Origin of the sequence: Pseudomonas sp. Snoq117.2 (genome assembly GCF_900110545.1) — a bacterium.
Taxonomy (GTDB): domain Bacteria; phylum Pseudomonadota; class Gammaproteobacteria; order Pseudomonadales; family Pseudomonadaceae; genus Chryseomonas; species Chryseomonas benzopyrenica.
This window is the reverse complement of sequence record NZ_FOED01000007.1, coordinates 39018-55632: the sequence shown is the minus strand read 5'-3', so window position 1 is coordinate 55632 and position 16615 is coordinate 39018. Positions and strand designations below refer to the sequence as shown.

Sequence of the window (16615 nt, the reverse complement as noted above, 5' to 3'; positions counted from 1 at the left end):
CGATCCATAACAAAAGCCAGCCAAGAGGTCTCCCGCATGAGTCATGCAGGCAAACGCGTTCTGGTCACCGCCGCCGGCCAGGGGATCGGTCGGGCCACCGCCCTCGCCTTCCATCGCGCCGGTGCCGAGGTCATCGCCACCGACATCAATGCCGCCGCCCTGGACAGCCTGGATGGCCTGCAGACCCGGGTGCTCGACGTCACCGATGCCGCGGCCGTGTCGGCTCTGGTCGCCGAGCTGGGCAGCTTCGACGTCTTGTTCAACTGCGCCGGCTACGTCCATGCCGGCAGCATCCTCGATTGCGACGAAGAGGCCTGGCGCTTCTCCTTCGAACTCAACGCCACCGCCATGTACCGGATGATCCGCGCCGTGCTACCCGGCATGCTGGCCCAGGGCGGCGGCTGCATCATCAACATGGCTTCGATCGCCTCCAGCCTGAAGGGCGTGGCCAACCGTTGCGCCTATGGCGCCAGCAAGGCGGCGGTGATCGGTCTGACCAAGTCGGTGGCCGCTGACTATGTCGGCCAGGGCATCCGCTGCAACGCCATCTGCCCCGGCACCGTGGACTCTCCCTCGCTGCACCAGCGCATCGCCGACCAGGCCGCCCGTGAAGGCCGCAGCGAAGCCGAGGTGCAGGCCGCCTTCGCCGCCCGCCAGCCGATGGGTCGCGTGGGTCGGCCGGAGGAGATCGCCGCCCTCGCCCTGTATCTTGCCTCCGACGCCGCCGCCTTCGTTACCGGGACCGCCCAGGTGATCGATGGCGGCTGGAGCGTCTGACGCCGTTTTTCGTCCGCACCCTTTTCCCCTCATAGGAGCTCCGATGAAACTCTTGCGCTACGGCCCCCAGGGCCAGGAAAAACCCGGTCTGCTGGATGCCCAGGGCCGGCTTCGCGATCTCTCCGGCCAGGTGGCCGATCTCGCTGGCGAGGCGCTCGGCGCCGAGTCCCTGGCCCGGCTGCGTCAGCTGGACCCGAACAGTCTGCCGCTGGTGGACGGCGCACCGCGCCTGGGCCCCTGCGTCGGTCGGGTCGGCAAGTTCATCTGCATCGGCCTCAACTACGCCGATCACGCCGCCGAATCCGGGCTGGACGTGCCCAAGGAGCCGGTGGTGTTCAACAAGTGGACCAGCGCCATCTGCGGCCCCAACGACGCCGTGCAGATCCCCCGCGACTCGACCAAGACCGACTGGGAAGTGGAGCTGGGCGTGGTGATCGGCAAGGCCGGACGCTACATCGACGAGGCCAATGCCCTGGATCACGTGGCCGGCTATTGCGTGGTCAACGACGTCTCCGAGCGCGAGTGGCAGATCGAGCGCGGCGGTACCTGGGACAAGGGCAAGGGCTTCGACACCTTTGGTCCGCTCGGCCCCTGGCTGGTCACCGCCGACGAGGTGGCCGACCCGCAGAACCTCGACCTCTGGCTGGAGGTGGACGGCCACCGCTACCAGAACGGCAACACCCGCACCATGATCTTCACGGTGGCCCAGATCATTGCCTACCTCAGCCGCTGCATGAGCCTGCAACCGGGTGACGTCATCTCCACCGGCACCCCGCCGGGCGTGGGCATGGGCGTCAAGCCGCAGTCGGTGTACCTCAAGCCCGGCCAGAAAATGCGCCTGGGCATCCAGGGCCTGGGCGAGCAGCACCAGCGCACCGTCGCCGCCGACTGAAAGCGCCCTTCATCCGCGTTGACATCGCCGTGCCCGTTTTGAACGGGCACGGGGGGTGAGGAAATGGTCATGCCGATGAAGAGCACACGTGGAGTAATCAGAGAACCTCACTACGGGGAAAACGCTGCGCAGTTTTCCACCCTACGCCAGACTAAACGTAGGCTGGCGTTGAGCACAGCGAAGCCCAACAAAGGGTGAGCACCCTCACCCCAGCCCTCTCCCAGAGGGAGAGGGGGCGGCTCCGTGGATAGCCTTTAGGTTTGGCGATAGCCGAGAGCAGCAACGCGTGGAAAACGCCCTGCGGTTTTCCACCTTACGCCAGACTCGACGTAGGTTGGCGCTGAGCGCAGCGAAGCCCAACAAAGGGTGAGCACCCTCACTCCAACCCTCTCCCAGAGGGAGAGGGGGCGGCTCCGTGAATAGCCTTTAGGTTGGCGTTAACCGAAAGCAGCAACGCGTGGAGAACGCCCTGCGGTTTTCCACCCTACGCCAGACTCGACGTAGGTTGGCGCTGAGCGCAGCGAAGCCCAACAAGGGGCCGGCATCGTGGCGCCTCGTAGGGTGGACAACGGCGCAGCCTTGTCCACGCGCCAAACACCGAATCCCCTACCGCTTCGGACTCAAGGGACTGTCGTCCAAGTCCTCACGCTCTTCAGTGGTGGTGGTGTCCGCCGAATCCGGCACGTCGCCGTATTCGTCGTAGTCGTGGGGGGTCTGCTTGTCGTCCGCGGGTTCGGGATTCATGAGGTACTCCGATAGAAGAAGTGCCCTCGGTGGAGTCCGCCGGCCCCGGCTACGTTCCCGCTAGATCAGCGCCACCAGACGTTCGGCGACCCGGTCGAAGGGTTCGATGCTGCGCTGCGCACGGCACAGCGGAATCACCCCCTGCACCGCCGCCACCAGCAAGGTGGCCAGCCCCGTGGCCGCATCAATCGAATGCCCATGCTCGACCAGCGCCACCTGCAAGCGCGCCTCCCAACGGCGATAGATGCCCGCCGCCGCGTCCAGCTCGCGCTGGGCGATCTCGTCCACCGGCTCTTCCACCGCCACCGCCATCACCGGGCAGCCGACGCGAAAGTCCGAGTCCAGCAGGATGTCGCGCCAGAGCCGCAAAAAGCCCTGGATCCCCGCCAGGGCCCCAGCCTGCAGCTGCCGCTCCAGATCGCGACTGACCTGGGCACCGGCCAGCTCCACCGCCTCCACCACCAGCTGATGCTTGCCGCCGGGAAAGTGATGATAGGTGGACCCCAGCGGCGCCTCGGCGCGCTTGATGGTCTCGCGGATGCTGGTGGCATTGAGGCCGTGCTGCGCCAGCATGGCCGACGCGGCCACCACTACCCGTTCCCGCACCGTCGACTGCTCGGTCATTCATTCTCCTTGCTATGACAGTCGTCATAATCTACCGTCCAGGCATTATAACAACTGTCATAGGGACCACCCCATGCTCAGCGACGCCCTCGTCGAGGACTTGATCACCGCGGACGGTTATCGCCTCAGCACCAGTCGCTATCTCGCCCAGGAGCCGCTGCAGGGACGGCTGATCGTCGCCGGCGCCACCGCCGTGCCCCAGGGCTTCTACCGGCGCTTCGCCCAGCACGCCGCGGCCCGCGGCTTCGAGACCCTGACCCTGGACTATCGCGGCGTCGGTCGCTCAGCACCCGCCTCGCTCAAGGGCTTTCGCATGGACCTGCTGGACTGGGCGCGCCAGGACCTCGCCGCCGCCGTGGACGCCATGGCCCAGGGCGACGTCCCGCTCTACCTGGTCGGCCACTCCTATGGCGGCCATGCCTTCGGCCTGCTGCCCAATCACGCCAAGGTCGCCGGCTTCTACGTCTTCGGCACCAGCGCCGGCTGGCACGGCTACATGCCGCCGCTCGAACGCCTCAAGGTGCTGGGCATGTGGAAGCTGGTGCTGCCGGTGCTGACCTGGTGGAAAGGCTATTGCCCCTGGAGCGCCCTGGGCCTGGGCGAAGACCTGCCGCGCGACGTCTATCGCCAGTGGCGTCACTGGTGCAGCTACCCCCACTACTTCTTCGACGACCCGGCCATGCGAGGCATCGAGGCCGGCTATGCCGAGGTGCGCACCCCCATCGTCGCGGTCAACGCCCTGGACGACCTCTGGGCCACGCCGCGCTCGCGCGATGCCTTCATGCAGGCCTATCGCAACGTCGACCTCAAGCGCGAAGACCTCGATCCGCGCCAGCACGGCGGCGCCATTGGCCACATGGGCTATTTCCGCGTCGGCGCCCAGCCCCTGTGGGACCGCGCCCTGGACTGGTTCGCCGCCCTGCCCCGCTCACCGGGTCTGAGCTGAGTCCCAAACAGGCCGCCAACACGGCGCGCCTGTCGCTTTTCCAAAAGCTCCCCGTCGTTTCCGGACAGTCATCCCGCTGCCCCAGGTCCCATTGTGGCGGCACGAATAACAAGGAGTGACACCCGTGCTGATCGGCGTCCCGATGGAAACCGGTGCGGGGGAAACGCGCGTGGCCGCGACCCCCGAAACCCTCAAGAAACTGATCGGCCAGGGCCACCAGGTGGTGGTGCAACAGGGTGCTGGCGAGCGCGCCAGCGTGCCCGACGCGGCCTATGCCGCCATTGGCGCCCAGCTCGGCGATGCCGCCGCGGCCCTGGGCGCCGACCTGGTGCTCAAGGTCGCGGCGCCCAATGCCGCCGAGCTGGCGCTGATGAAGCCTGGCGCCGTGCTGATCGGCATGCTCAACCCCTTCGCCCAGGAGACCCTGGAGCAGTTGAACGGCCGCGGCCTCACCGCCTTCGCCCTGGAAGCGGCGCCGCGCACCTCCCGCGCCCAGAGCCTGGACGTGCTCTCCTCCCAGGCCAACATCGCCGGCTACAAGGCGGTGATGCTGGCCGCCGACCACTATCCGCGCTTCATGCCCATGCTGATGACCGCCGCCGGCACGGTGAAGGCCGCGCGGGTGCTGATTCTTGGCGCCGGAGTGGCGGGGCTGCAGGCCATCGCCACCGCCAAGCGCCTCGGCGCGGTGATCGAGGCCTCGGACGTGCGCCCGGCGGTCAAGGAGCAGATCGAATCCCTCGGCGCCAAGTTCGTCGACGTGCCTTTCGAGACCGAGGAAGAACGCCAGTGCGCCGAAGGCGTCGGTGGCTATGCCCGGCCCATGCCGGCCACCTGGATGGAGCGCCAGGCCAAGGCCGTGCACGAGCGCGCCAAGCAGGCCGACATCGTCATCACCACCGCGCTGATCCCCGGTCGCCGCGCCCCCACCCTGCTGCACGAAGCCACCGTGGCCGAGATGAAGCCCGGCTCCGTGGTCATCGACCTGGCCGCCAGCCAGGGCGGCAACTGCCCACTGACAGAGCTGGACCGGGTGGTGGTCAAGCACGGCGTCACCCTGGTGGGCTACGGCAACCTGGCCGCCCGGGTGCCGGCGGACGCCTCGGCGCTCTATGCCCGCAACCTGCTGGACTTCCTCAAGCTGGTGTTCAAGGACGGGGCCTTCCACCTCGACCTGGCCGACGACATCGTCGCCGCCTGCCTGATGTGCCACGGCGGCGAATTGCGCCGCAAGAACGCCTGAGCCCCAGCCCGGCCCCTCTGCCTTTGAAGGACTGCCCCCATGGATCTGATTTCCGACGGCCTCTACAACCTGATCATCTTCGTGCTGGCCATCTATGTCGGCTACCACGTGGTCTGGAACGTCACCCCCGCGCTGCACACCCCACTGATGGCCGTGACCAACGCCATCTCCGCCATCGTCATCGTCGGCGCCATGCTCGCCGCCGCCCTCACCGTCACCCCGCTGGGCAAGACCATGGGCACCCTGGCCGTGGCCCTGGCGGCGGTCAACGTCTTCGGTGGCTTCCTGGTCACCCGCCGCATGCTGGAAATGTTCAAGAAGAAGGCCCCCAAGGCCCCGGTGGAGAAGCCCTGACATGAGCATGAACCTCATCACCCTGCTCTACCTCGTCGCCTCGGTGTGCTTCATCCAGGCGCTCAAGGGCCTTTCCCACCCCACCACCTCGCGCCGCGGCAACGCCTTCGGCATGGCCGGCATGACCCTCGCCGTGCTCACCACCCTGGCGCTGATCCACAAGCTCGGCAGCGAGCTGGCGGTGCAGGGCATCGGCTACGTCATCGTCGGCCTGCTGGTGGGCGGCAGCGCCGGCGCCTACATGGCCAAGCGCGTGGAAATGACCAAGATGCCCGAGCTGGTCGCCTTCATGCACAGCATGATCGGCCTGGCCGCGGTGTTCATCGCCATCGCCGCGGTAGTCGAGCCGCAGTCCCTGGGCATCGTCGCCACCTTTGGCCAGCCGATCCCCAGCGGTAACCGCCTGGAGTTGTTCCTCGGCGCGGCCATCGGCGCCATCACCTTCTCCGGTTCGGTGATCGCCTTCGGCAAGCTCTCCGGCAAGTACAAATTCCGCCTGTTCCAGGGCGCCCCGGTGCGCTTCGCCGGCCAGCATCCGCTCAACCTGGTGATCGGCCTGGCCATCCTCGCCCTGGGCCTGGTCTTCACCTTCAGCGGCAACCTCGGCGCCTTCGCCGTGCTGGTGGCCCTGGCCTTTGTCATCGGCGTGCTGATCATCATTCCCATCGGCGGCGCCGACATGCCGGTGGTGGTCTCCATGCTCAACAGCTACTCCGGCTGGGCCGCCGCCGGCATCGGCTTCTCGCTCAACAACTCCATGCTGATCATCGCCGGTTCGCTGGTGGGATCAAGCGGCGCCATCCTCTCCTACATCATGTGCAAGGCGATGAACCGCTCCTTCTTCAACGTCATCCTCGGCGGCTTCGGCGGGGCGACGGAAGCCGCGGCCAGTGGTGGCAGCGGCGAGCAGCGCCCGGTCAAATCCGGCTCGGCGGACGACGCCGCCTTCCTGCTGGGCAACGCCGACAGCGTCATCATCGTCCCCGGCTACGGCCTGGCCGTCGCCCGCGCCCAGCACGCGCTCAAGGAGCTGACCGAAAAGCTGGTCCATAACGGGGTGACGGTGAAATACGCCATCCACCCGGTGGCCGGCCGCATGCCCGGCCATATGAACGTGCTGCTGGCCGAGGCCGAGGTGCCCTACGACCAGGTGTTCGAGATGGACGACATCAACTCCGAATTCGGCCAGGCCGACGTGGTGCTGGTGCTCGGCGCCAACGACGTGGTCAATCCGGCCGCCAAGAACGACCCCACCTCGCCCATCGCCGGCATGCCCATTCTCGAAGCCTTCAAGGCCAAGACGATCATCGTCAACAAGAGATCCATGGCCAGCGGCTACGCAGGTCTCGACAACGAACTCTTCTACCTGGACAAGACCCTGATGGTCTTTGGCGATGCCAAGAAGGTCATCGAGGAGATGGTCAAGGCGGTCGACTAGGAGATGTGGCTCGCCACTTGGTGGCTTGGCTCCTCAGGCGGCGACGCGGAAGCCGAGCGGGATGCGAGCCGTTTCTCTTCCAGAGAGCTCTCAACCCTCTCCGCTCTCTACTCATTGGCAAGCCAAGCCACCGCGCGTTTCACGATCCGTCCGTCATTGCCCAGTGCAGTGGCCAACCGAGCCGGGAACGCCCTCGGGTTTCGCTCGGCCCGGGTGCCCGGATTCGCTGGACCACTACACCTTGCTCAATTAGCAGTAAGCGGCATGCGGCCGCAGGATCAAAACGCTACTTGTCATAGTTCTGTACGCAAACAGCATAGGTTTGGACAACGCATGACTGGGGTTCGGATGGGAGGGTAGGCGTGAGTCCTCGGCTTTGGAAAACGAACCTCATGTACCTCAATGCGGAAGAACTTGCCTACGCTTTGCCCTGGCCGGAATTGATCGACGCCCTGGCGAACGCCTTTACCAGAACCGTCGAATCCCCCGTCCGTCATCACCACCGCATCGAGGTTCCTGGCGAACCTGATGCGATGCTGTTGCTCATGCCAGCCTGGATAGAAGGTGCCTACCTGGGTGTCAAGCAGGTCACGGTATTCCCCGGCAACAACGCGCGCGGCCAGCCAGGTCTCAGTAGCCACTACCTGCTGAGCAGTGCGGTCGACGGCCGTCCGCTGGCGCAATTCGAGGGCAACGAGCTTACGGCGCGCCGTACCGCGGCGGCCTCAGCCCTGGCCTCACGCTTTCTTTCCCGACCGGACTCGAGTCGGTTGCTCATGGTGGGTGCAGGGCGGATGAGTCGCTACCTGGTGCGCGCTCACCGGACCGTTCGCACCCTCGACAAGGTTGCCGTGTACGATCGTTCAGCGGTAGCGGCACAGGCCTATGTGCAGGAGCTGCAGCGTGAGGGTATCGAGGCACAGGCCGTCGAGCAGGACGATCTGCCCACCGCCGTCGGGACCGCTGACATCATCAGCTGTGCGACCTTGGCGACCGATCCCATCATCCAGGGTGAGTGGCTGCAACCGGGTGTGCATCTGGATCTCGTCGGCAGCTTCACGCCCCGGATGCGCGAGGCGGACGATACCGCCATCCAGCGATGCGTCCTCTTCGTCGATACCCGCAAAGGCGCCCTCGCTGAGACGGGCGACCTCATCATTCCACTCGCGGCGGGGATAATAGGACCTGAGCACATTCGGGCGGAATTGAGCGAGCTATGCGGTGGACGCCATCTCGGGCGCCCCGCCTTGACGAACCCAGACACGGCGCTGACCCTATTCAAGTCCGTAGGCGCCAGCCTGGAAGACCTGGCTGCCGCCATCCTTGCCTACCAGCGCAGTACCGGCGAGCCTACGCCATGAACCCGACCTCGACGGACGCGGTGGCGGTGATCGGTGCCGGACTCCTGGGGCTCTGTACGGCCTTGCAACTGCGTCGACACGGCCAGGACGTCGTCCTGATCGATGTCAATTCGCCGGGCTCCGGGGCGTCGTCCGGCAATGCGGGTTTTCTGGCCACGGAATCCATCGATCCCTTGTCGACCTGGACGACGCTCAAGGCAGCACCAGGGCTCCTGTTACATCCGCACGGCCCCTTGAAAGTGCCGCCCGGCAACCGGCTGGCGGCCTTGCCCTGGCTGGCACGCTTTCTCCAGGCGGCGCAGGGAGAGCGGGTGGCTGCGCACCGAGACGCTCTGGCCGCCTTGAACAGCAGGGCGGTCCAGAGCTGGATTGACTGCTTGACCTTCATCGGGTGCCAGGATCTGCTCGTGCAGTCGGGCTATCTGCTGGCGTGGGAGAAGGCCCAAGGCATGAGCGCTGCCCGCAGCGAATGCGCTCATCTGGAGCGCTGGGGGCTGGAGGTGGAGCTCGTCGAGGCTTCGGCCATCGACATGCTGGAGCCCGCCATGGCGGGGCGCTTTCACCACGGGTTGCACTTTCGCCAGGCCTGGCGGATGCGTGATCCCAGTTGGCTCTGCACGGCGTTGTTCGAGGCCTTCATTCGGCATGGCGGGACCTGGCTGCAGCAGCGGGTGGAGCGGCTGGAGCTCGGAACGGCGGCGCCACGGCTGTACCTGAATGGGCGCTGGGAGCCCTACGCTAAGGTGGTGCTCTGCGCAGGTGCCCAGAGCGCTTCGTTACTGGCACCGTTGGGCATCCACATCCCGCTGATGGCCGAACGGGGTTATCACCTGCAGTGCACGCGCAAGGGCGTCATCAATCGCCCCATCTGTCCTGTGGAGCGAAGGATCTTTCTGAGCCCCCTGGACAGTGGACTCCGCGTCGTGGGAATCAGCGAGCTGGGGGGGACGCGATTGCCCCCGCAGCCGGCGCGGCTGGATACGCTGAGACACCATGGCCAGGCCTTGCTGCCACAACTCGAGGAGGAACTGCGTGATGCCACACCCTGGATGGGCATGCGCCCTACCCTGCCGGACTCGCTGCCGGTCATCGATGTGGTGGCGGACCGACTGGGCCTCGCCTTCGGGAACCAGCACCTGGGCCTCACTCAGGCAGCGATCACGGCCGAGTTGATCGTCAGCAGGCTATTGGCAACGCCGTCAGCCGTCGATTGCCGACCGTTCCGGGTGGCACGATTCAGCGGAGCGCGCCACGGCTATTGACCTGAGGCATGGCGCGGATGACCTGGCTGACCCAGGTTGGCTATAGTGCGGTCCAGGCCTTTCGCTCTCCATGAGGTGCATCGTGCAGACCTCGCTTCACATCAACGCCATTGCCCAGACCTCGGGCGAGCACGTCCACGACTACCAGCAGCTGATGATCGGTTTGAGCGGACGGATGGATTGCGAGCTGTCCACCGCGTCAGCCCCTCTGATGCGCGGCTCCGTGGGTTTCCTGCCCCAGGGAGCGCGACATCGCTATGCAGGACGTGATGCCGACTGCCGCGTGCTGGTGCTGGATTACCACCTGGATGATCCTTTCATCAGTGCGCTGTGTCAGGCGTCCGGCGCTTCGGCTGAATGCCTGGGCCTGCGTGCCGAGGCGAATTTGTCCAGGCCATCCGCCGCCTTGATCGGCTTGCTGGACTGGAATGCCGCTCAGGGCCGCTTCGACCGGCTGCAGGTACCGGCGGTGCGCAACCAGTTGATCGCGAGTCTGCTGACCGAAATCGTCGTGGGCGATAGCCTTCCGATGAGGGAAACCCTGCAGCGTTCCAGGATCAGCCTGGAGGCGCTGCATGCCTGGGTGGATGCCCATCTAGCCGAACCTATAGGTGTCATCGATCTGGCAGCGGCGTTCTGTCTGAGCGAGAGCCATAGCTTCGTGGCCGTCAAGACGCTGGCCGGTTGCTCGCCCATGCAGTTCGTGACGCGGCGTCGAATGCGATTGGCCATCGAACTACTTCGCGGCTCGTCCCTGCGGCTCGAAGAAATCGCCCTGCGGGTGGGCTATGCCGAGCTGAGCAGCTTCAGCAAAACCTTCCGGCGTCATGTCGGCGTAGCACCTGGCTCCTATCGGAAAGAAACAGGCGCTACCGGGGTGCAGATCGCGTCCGAGTGACTCTGTAGCCCTGCAGGCCCACCAGGCGTTTCGAAAGCCTTGCCTAAGCCTCAATGGCCAGCGCCGCATACGGCTTGCCCGGCAGCGCCCAGCCCATGGATAGGCAGATCCAGCGCCACCGCCAGGTAATACCCTGACCAGCGATTGCCGTGCGTCCCTGAAGGGCATCAGCGCACACGGGAAAGAAGCGCCCTGACCACGCGCGTTGACGCTCTCATGCAGCGTCACCCAGATCCTCCGTGACGAGCGCCAGCCTTCGCGCTAACGCCGGATGCGCTGCCACTATGGCGCCGTGCCTCGGGCACAAGAGCTGGCTTCGGCTCCGCGGGGCATGGTGTCGGCCGCCTATCTCACCCAGTACAAGGCAGGGCGAGAGCTAACTCCCGTGCGTACCTCTTCTTCATTCTCCTTCAGCGAAAGCCATTGGGTTCCTAAGTCGGACGGCAGTGGTTCCTGTTTGGCTGTTTGGGATGTGCATGGCAACCGAATTCACTACGGCAGTCTTGCCAGGAACCACCGCAAGGGTTCGGTTGAGTATCAGGAGTGTAGAAAAGGGGCGAAGCAGTGGTTCAAATATGAATATATAAAATTATAAAAGCGTTAAGGAGCGGGGACTATTGAGAGAAACGCATCGCCCTGCAGCAGAGGGGTTTAGAGCAATGAATTGATTGGAGAGTCAGTCTCTGCACCCCATATCGCCAATTGCCCATATCGAAAAAAGATTAGAAAACTAGAGCCTTTTATAGACTGCAAAAAAAAATAACCAGCCAGCTAAAATAAAAACAACCAATTGATCCATAACCAGACAGAGCGAAAGTAAACCTTTAAAACCTTGCAACCCACCGCCAAAAACTCTCGATTTTAAAATCACTACTCCTACCGATTGTGCGTTTAGCCCCACCCGTTAAATTGATCCCTAAGGAATTCCTATGCTCCTCCCATTAATACGACCAACCCCTCACAAGGACCGTCCCCATGCAAACCTCCCGCTCCCTCATGGTCGCGTTGCTGCTGGCCAACACCGGCGCTGCCTGGGCCGAATCTAATACGGCAACGGTGCAGCAAGACGGTGGCTTCAACAGGGTTAACCTGAACCAAGGCAGCGAGCTGTCGGCGCGTAACAAGGCCGATATCCAGCAGAGCGGCATCTTTCTCACTACCCAGGTCACCCAGCAGGACGATGCCGATGACAGCGTGCGGGTGGTGCAGGACAGCGCCAGGAGCTATGCCGAAGTCAACCAGACCTTGGGTTCGCAGCGGCGGGTGGATATCGAGCAGCTCAATGCGGGCTACGGGCGGGTGCAGGTCGATCAGGGGCCGGGCAGTGGCAACGAGACGGTGGTGCGGCAAAGCGGTCTGCGGCTGGACACCTTTGTGCAGCAGGATGGTGGCTTTCACCGCATCGACATCGATCAGACCAGCGACCGGGCAGGTGGTAATACCCTGACGGCACGGCAGGACGGCCTCAACGGCACCCTGGAGCTGGGCCAGCATGGCGATGCGCTGGACCTGCAGGTGGTCAGCTTCGGACTGCGCAATAGCGCCTGGGTGAGCCAGAACGGCAACGACTCGACCACCCTCATCGAACAGCGCGGCAACGACAACTACATCGGCCTCAAGCAGGCCGGCGAGCGAACCGACTCCACCGTGGTGCAACAGGGTAACGGCAACGATGCCCGGGTCCGGCATTCCAGCGGCTATTCGCGGCCCAGCACCGTCGACATCGCCCAGCGCGGTGACCTCAACCGTGCGGACGTGAATTCCTATGGCGTCGGCAGCCAGCTGACCCTGGCGCAGAGCGGTAACGGCAATGGCGCCTCCGCCACCGTCTCGGGCGAGGGCAACCAGCTGGATCTGGTGTCCAATGGCGACGGCAATGGCATCACCGCCTATTACCTCGGTAACGACGGCCAGCTGAAGGTCGATCAGCAAGGCAACGACCTCGGGGTGACGGCCTTCGTGCAGGGCAACGCCTCCAGCATCACCGCCAACCAGATTGGCTACCAGCACACCGCCAATCTGACCCAGAACACGGCGGGCAATGCCATCAACATCACCCAGAGCGGGTTCTCCAACCACGCCGTCATTACCCAGTAACCTGAGATCAGCGGGGCCGGGCACCATGCGCGCTGGCAGCGTATGCGGGTTCCCTCTGCCCCGCCCGCTCTCAATCTTTGCCTCACGCGGCCGCTATCCTTGGGATGTACCTTTCAAGGATTCCGCAATGTCCAGCACGCTGTCGGTGAATGGCATCGGCCATGGCATCTTGCGCCCGGCCACGCTCACGCTGAGTGGCGCACCGGCCAAGTCCACTGCCGAAGATGAAGCGGCCAAGGCCACGCAAGCCAGCGAGACCAAGGGGATCGGCAAGCTCAACTCGCTGAACCAGATCAAGGACCAGGCCGAAGCCGACGCCACCCCTGCCAGCGAGAAGAGCAGCACCGGCAACAAGACCCTGGATACCCTGCAAAAGGCCATCGACATGGCCAAGCGGCAACTGGAGCTGGCGCAAAAGCAGTTGCGCGCGGTGGAGGCCCAGAGCAAGGGCGAGGGCAAGGCCGACGAGGCCAGCCAGGCCGCGCGCGAAGCCGCCCAGGCCAATGTGACTGCCGCTAGCGCGGCGCTGATGAACGCCTATGCCGCCTATACCGAAGCCCTGAAGAAGGCCGGCGACAGCACCGGCGGGGTCAGCGCCCGGGCGTGATGCTGGCCCCTGACCCGACCGCCTGGGCTACCCTCGGAGGCTAGTCACGATCTGGAGGGCGTGCTCGTATGGCAGCCAAACTCAGCGGCAAGACCGCCCTGATCACCGGCGCGGCCCAGGGCATAGGCGCCGCCATCGCCCGGACCTTCGTGGCGGAGGGTGCCTTCGTCTATGTCACCGACCTGAACGCTGACCTCGGCCGCGCCGTCGCCGCCGAGCTGAGGGATGGTGCCTGCTACCTGCCCCTGGACGTGCGCCTGGAAGCCGACTGGCAGCAGGTCACGCGGCAGATCCTCGCGGAGCGCGGTAGGCTGGACGTGCTGGTGAACAACGCCGGGATCACCGGCTTCGAGCAGGGCCTGGTGGCCCACGATCCGGAAAACGCCAGTCTCGAAGACTGGCACGCGGTGCATCGCACCAACCTCGACGGCGTCTTTCTCGGCTGCAAATACGCTATCCGTGCCATGCGCCCGGCAGGGGCTGGCGCCATCATCAATATCTCCTCGCGCTCCGGGCTGGTGGGCATCCCCGGCGCGGCGGCCTATGCCTCGTCCAAGGCCGCCGTGCGCAACCACAGCAAGACGGTGGCCCTCTATTGCGCGGAGCAAGGCCTCGCGATCCGCTGCAACTCCATCCACCCCGCCGCCATCCTCACGCCGATGTGGGAGCCCATGCTCGGCGCCGGACCGGACCGCGCGGCCCGCATGGCGGCGTTGGTGCGGGATACGCCACTACGGCGCTTTGGCCGGCCCGAGGAAGTCGCCGCCGTGGCATTGCTGCTGGCCTCCGACGACGCCGGCTACATGACCGGCAGCGAGCTGAATCTGGATGGCGGCCTGCTGGCCGGTTCGGCGGTGACGCCCGCGACGGCGGAAGCGCCCTAGCCGTTGAGTAGGCAAAGACCGCAGTTTGGCATTCGGCGGGCGAGCGGCCACGCCGATGTCTCAGAGCGGAGTATCTTCCTGCCGGTAGAGCCGCAACCCACGCGCCTGGTAGTTGGCCAGGGCGGCCGGGTGATCGAGGGTGCAGGTGTGCACCCAGACGCGCTCGGTGCCGGGCCAGTCCCAGGCGGAACGCAGGGCATGGCTGAGCAGCGGTCCACCGAAACCCAGGCCCATGAAGGCGCCGGCCAGACCGAAGTAGCGGATCTCGGCATTGCGGCCATCGGGGCGGTACAGCTCGTAGTAACCGGCGATGGCGCCGCGGTGGTAGGCGACCCAGGTACGGTGGCCTTCCTGCTCCACCAGTTCGCGCCATTGAGCGTCGCTCCAGCTGTCGAGATCGCTCCAGTCCCACGCCTGGCCGACCAGGGCATAGAGGAAGCGATTGAGTTCGGGTTGCGGCACCTCGCACTCGACGATCTGCAGGTCAGGCCGTGGCGGTTTCTCGCGCAATTCGGTCGGCGCGGTCATCTCCAGGTAGAAGGTGGTGTAGCTCTGCGTCATCGGCTGATTCCTCTATAACGTCAGGCTCAATTGTGACCAGAGCCAGGGGGATGCCGCCAGCCTGATTGCGACCTCTGGCACGCGGCCTAAGCACAATAGCGAGACCTTGCCCTGGAGACCTGAGGTGGTATTGGATGAGTGCCCTACCTGTCGAGGATGACCATCATGCCCCTCTCATCGCGGCTGACGCCCCTGTCCGAACAGAACACCACGGCAGAACAGCAGCGCGTGCTGGCCGAGATCCAGAGCGGTCCACGGGGCAATCTCGACGGGCCCTTCCTGGCCTGGGTCCACAGCCCGGCGCTGGCCGATCATGCTCAGCGCCTGGGCGCGTTCTGCCGCTACGGCACGCGACTGGAATTGCGCCTCACCGAACTGGCGATCCTCACCACCGCGGCCTGGTGGCGCGCCCAGGCCGAATGGCAGATCCATGAGCCCATCGCCCGTCAGGCGGGTCTCCCTGACCAGGTGATAGAGGCACTCAGGCAAGGCCGCGTGCCGGTCTTCGCGACGCCTGAAGAGGCCTGCGTGCATGCCATTGGCGTCGCGCTCTACGACACCCGGCGGGTTCCCGAGGAGCTCTATCAGCAGGGCGTGGCGCTGTTCGGTGAAGCGGGGATGGTCGAGCTGATCGGCGTCTATGGCTACTACAGCCTGGTGGCTATGACCCTCAACGCCTTCGCGGTGGATCGGGGCGGCGACGCGCCCCTGCCCTTCGCCGAATAGCGCCGGCTGCTCGTGGCTACCCGGCCACCGCCGTACCGGTCGCCCGACCGCGCCAGGCCAGAATCAGGGCCATCGCCAGACCCAGGGCGGCCATGCCGGCGCCGGCCAGAGAGATGGCCGGATAGCCGAGACCGGCGTCGATCACCGCGCCGCCCAGGGCCGCGCCAAGGGCATTGCCCAGGTTGAAGGCGCCGATGTTGACCGCCGAGGCCAGATTGGGGGCGTCCTTGGCGGCTTCCATCACGCGCATCTGCAGCGGCGGCACCAGGGCGAAGCTGGCGATACCCCAGACGAGGATGGCCACAGCGGCCGCCAGCGGCCAGCGCATCAGCACGCTGAAGGCCAGCAGCACCAGGATGAGCACGCCCAGGGAGGCGATCAGAGTACGGTCGATGGATTTGTCCGCGGCCTTGCCGCCCCAGAGATTGCCCAGGGTCAGGCCGACGCCGAACAGCACCAGCATGGCGGTGATGAAGGCCGTGGAGCCATGGGTCTCACGGGCGAGGATGGGCGCGATATAGGTGAAGACGGTGAACATGGCGCCCGAGCCGACCACGGTCAGCCCGAGGGCGGCCAGTACCGGCGGACGACCCAGCACGCGGATCTCGGCCAGCACGCCGTCGCTCGGTGGCAGTGCCACGTTGGGCAGGGCGAACCAGAGCGCGGCCATGGTCAGCAGGCCGAGACCGGCGATGCCCCAGAAGGCCTGACGCCAGCCGAGCAATTCGCCGAACCAGGTGGCCAGGGGCACGCCGCCGATGGTGGCCAGGGTCAGCCCCATGAACATGGCGGCGACCGCCCCGGCGCGCTTGTCCGGTGCCACCACGCTGGCCGCCACCAGGGCACCGATGCCAAAGAAGGCGCCATGGTTGAGGGAGGTCACCACCCGGGCGGTCAGCAGGCTGGTGTAGTCGGTGGCCAGGGCCGACATCAGGTTGCCCAGGGTGAAGATGGCCATCAGGCCGATCAGCAGATGACGGCGCGGAATGCGGCCGGTGGTCAGGGTCATCAGCGGCGCGCCGATCAGCACGCCCAGGGCATAAGCGCTGATCAGCAGGCCCGCCGCCGGGATGGAGACGCCAAGATCGGCGGCGATGCCGGGCAACATGCCCATGGGCGCGAATTCGGTGACGCCGATGCCGAAGGCGCCGGTGGCCAGGGCCAGCAGGGGTGGATTGATACGCATGGGAAAGGCTCCTTA

17 protein-coding genes are annotated in these 16615 nt (G+C 65.6%); 13 read left to right on the top strand and 4 right to left on the bottom strand.

Annotation, left to right across the window (positions count from 1 at the left end):
* Positions 1-36: 36 nt before the first annotated feature.
* Together BMZ43_RS17695 and BMZ43_RS17690 are read left to right on the top strand one after the other, a co-directional pair.
* Positions 37-777, top strand: a complete 741-nt coding sequence (locus tag BMZ43_RS17695) for an SDR family oxidoreductase (RefSeq protein WP_017638687.1) — start codon at positions 37-39, stop codon at positions 775-777.
* A 43-nt stretch (positions 778-820) separates the two neighbouring features.
* Positions 821-1669, top strand: coding sequence for an ureidoglycolate lyase (locus tag BMZ43_RS17690; protein WP_068383611.1), 849 nt, complete (start codon positions 821-823; stop codon positions 1667-1669).
* A 606-nt stretch (positions 1670-2275) separates the two neighbouring features.
* On the opposite strand, the gene BMZ43_RS26550 is transcribed toward BMZ43_RS17690, so the two are convergent.
* The gene (locus BMZ43_RS26550; protein WP_177329639.1) at positions 2276-2413 is read right to left on the bottom strand and encodes a hypothetical protein; all 138 of its coding nucleotides are present in this window, start codon (positions 2411-2413) and stop codon (positions 2276-2278) included.
* A gap of 60 nt (positions 2414-2473) precedes the next feature.
* On the bottom strand, positions 2474-3037 hold the full coding sequence (locus tag BMZ43_RS17685; RefSeq protein WP_093255316.1) for a TetR/AcrR family transcriptional regulator: 564 nt from the start codon (positions 3035-3037) through the stop codon (positions 2474-2476).
* A gap of 73 nt (positions 3038-3110) precedes the next feature.
* On the opposite strand from BMZ43_RS17685, the gene BMZ43_RS17680 reads away from it, so the two are divergent.
* The 10 genes from BMZ43_RS17680 to BMZ43_RS17635 all read left to right on the top strand — a co-directional run bounded on the left by BMZ43_RS17680 (position 3111) and on the right by BMZ43_RS17635 (position 14127).
* Positions 3111-3983, top strand: coding sequence for an alpha/beta hydrolase family protein (locus tag BMZ43_RS17680; protein WP_093255314.1), 873 nt, complete (start codon positions 3111-3113; stop codon positions 3981-3983).
* Positions 3984-4107: 124 nt separating this feature from the next.
* Entirely contained in the window at positions 4108-5226 is a 1119-nt protein-coding gene (locus BMZ43_RS17675; RefSeq protein ID WP_093255312.1) for a Re/Si-specific NAD(P)(+) transhydrogenase subunit alpha, read from the top strand.
* A 39-nt stretch (positions 5227-5265) separates the two neighbouring features.
* Positions 5266-5580: an NAD(P) transhydrogenase subunit alpha part 2 gene (locus tag BMZ43_RS17670; RefSeq protein WP_093255310.1), complete on the top strand. Its 315-nt coding sequence runs from the start codon at positions 5266-5268 to the stop codon at positions 5578-5580.
* Between the two features lies 1 nt (position 5581).
* Positions 5582-7018, top strand: coding sequence for an NAD(P)(+) transhydrogenase (Re/Si-specific) subunit beta (locus BMZ43_RS17665; RefSeq protein WP_017638680.1), 1437 nt, complete (start codon positions 5582-5584; stop codon positions 7016-7018).
* Positions 7019-7410: 392 nt separating this feature from the next.
* Positions 7411-8379 carry a bifunctional Delta(1)-pyrroline-2-carboxylate/Delta(1)-piperideine-2-carboxylate reductase gene (locus BMZ43_RS17660; RefSeq protein ID WP_093255308.1) on the top strand — a complete coding sequence of 323 codons (969 nt, stop codon included), beginning with the start codon at positions 7411-7413 and terminating at the stop codon, positions 8377-8379.
* Complete coding sequence (locus BMZ43_RS17655) at positions 8376-9641, top strand: NAD(P)/FAD-dependent oxidoreductase (RefSeq protein WP_093255306.1); 1266 nt, start codon at positions 8376-8378, stop codon at positions 9639-9641. Before BMZ43_RS17660 ends, BMZ43_RS17655 begins: the two co-directional genes overlap by 4 nt.
* Before the next feature lie 82 nt (positions 9642-9723).
* Positions 9724-10539: a helix-turn-helix domain-containing protein gene (locus tag BMZ43_RS17650; protein ID WP_177344824.1), complete on the top strand. Its 816-nt coding sequence runs from the start codon at positions 9724-9726 to the stop codon at positions 10537-10539.
* Positions 10540-11514: 975 nt separating this feature from the next.
* Positions 11515-12636, top strand: coding sequence for a hypothetical protein (locus BMZ43_RS17645; RefSeq protein ID WP_093255302.1), 1122 nt, complete (start codon positions 11515-11517; stop codon positions 12634-12636).
* Positions 12637-12763: 127 nt separating this feature from the next.
* Positions 12764-13243 carry a hypothetical protein gene (locus BMZ43_RS17640; RefSeq protein WP_093255300.1) on the top strand — a complete coding sequence of 160 codons (480 nt, stop codon included), beginning with the start codon at positions 12764-12766 and terminating at the stop codon, positions 13241-13243.
* Between the two features lie 68 nt (positions 13244-13311).
* Positions 13312-14127: an SDR family oxidoreductase gene (locus BMZ43_RS17635; protein ID WP_093255298.1), complete on the top strand. Its 816-nt coding sequence runs from the start codon at positions 13312-13314 to the stop codon at positions 14125-14127.
* Between the two features lie 60 nt (positions 14128-14187).
* Here BMZ43_RS17635 and BMZ43_RS17630 read toward each other — a convergent pair whose 3' ends face one another.
* Positions 14188-14688, bottom strand: coding sequence for a GNAT family N-acetyltransferase (locus BMZ43_RS17630; protein ID WP_093255295.1), 501 nt, complete (start codon positions 14686-14688; stop codon positions 14188-14190).
* Between the two features lie 165 nt (positions 14689-14853).
* Between BMZ43_RS17630 and BMZ43_RS17625 the strand changes: the two genes are divergently transcribed.
* Complete coding sequence (locus tag BMZ43_RS17625) at positions 14854-15414, top strand: carboxymuconolactone decarboxylase family protein (protein ID WP_093255293.1); 561 nt, start codon at positions 14854-14856, stop codon at positions 15412-15414.
* Between the two features lie 16 nt (positions 15415-15430).
* Here BMZ43_RS17625 and BMZ43_RS17620 read toward each other — a convergent pair whose 3' ends face one another.
* On the bottom strand, positions 15431-16600 hold the full coding sequence (locus BMZ43_RS17620) for an MFS transporter (RefSeq protein WP_093255291.1): 1170 nt from the start codon (positions 16598-16600) through the stop codon (positions 15431-15433).
* Positions 16601-16615 lie beyond the last annotated feature (15 nt).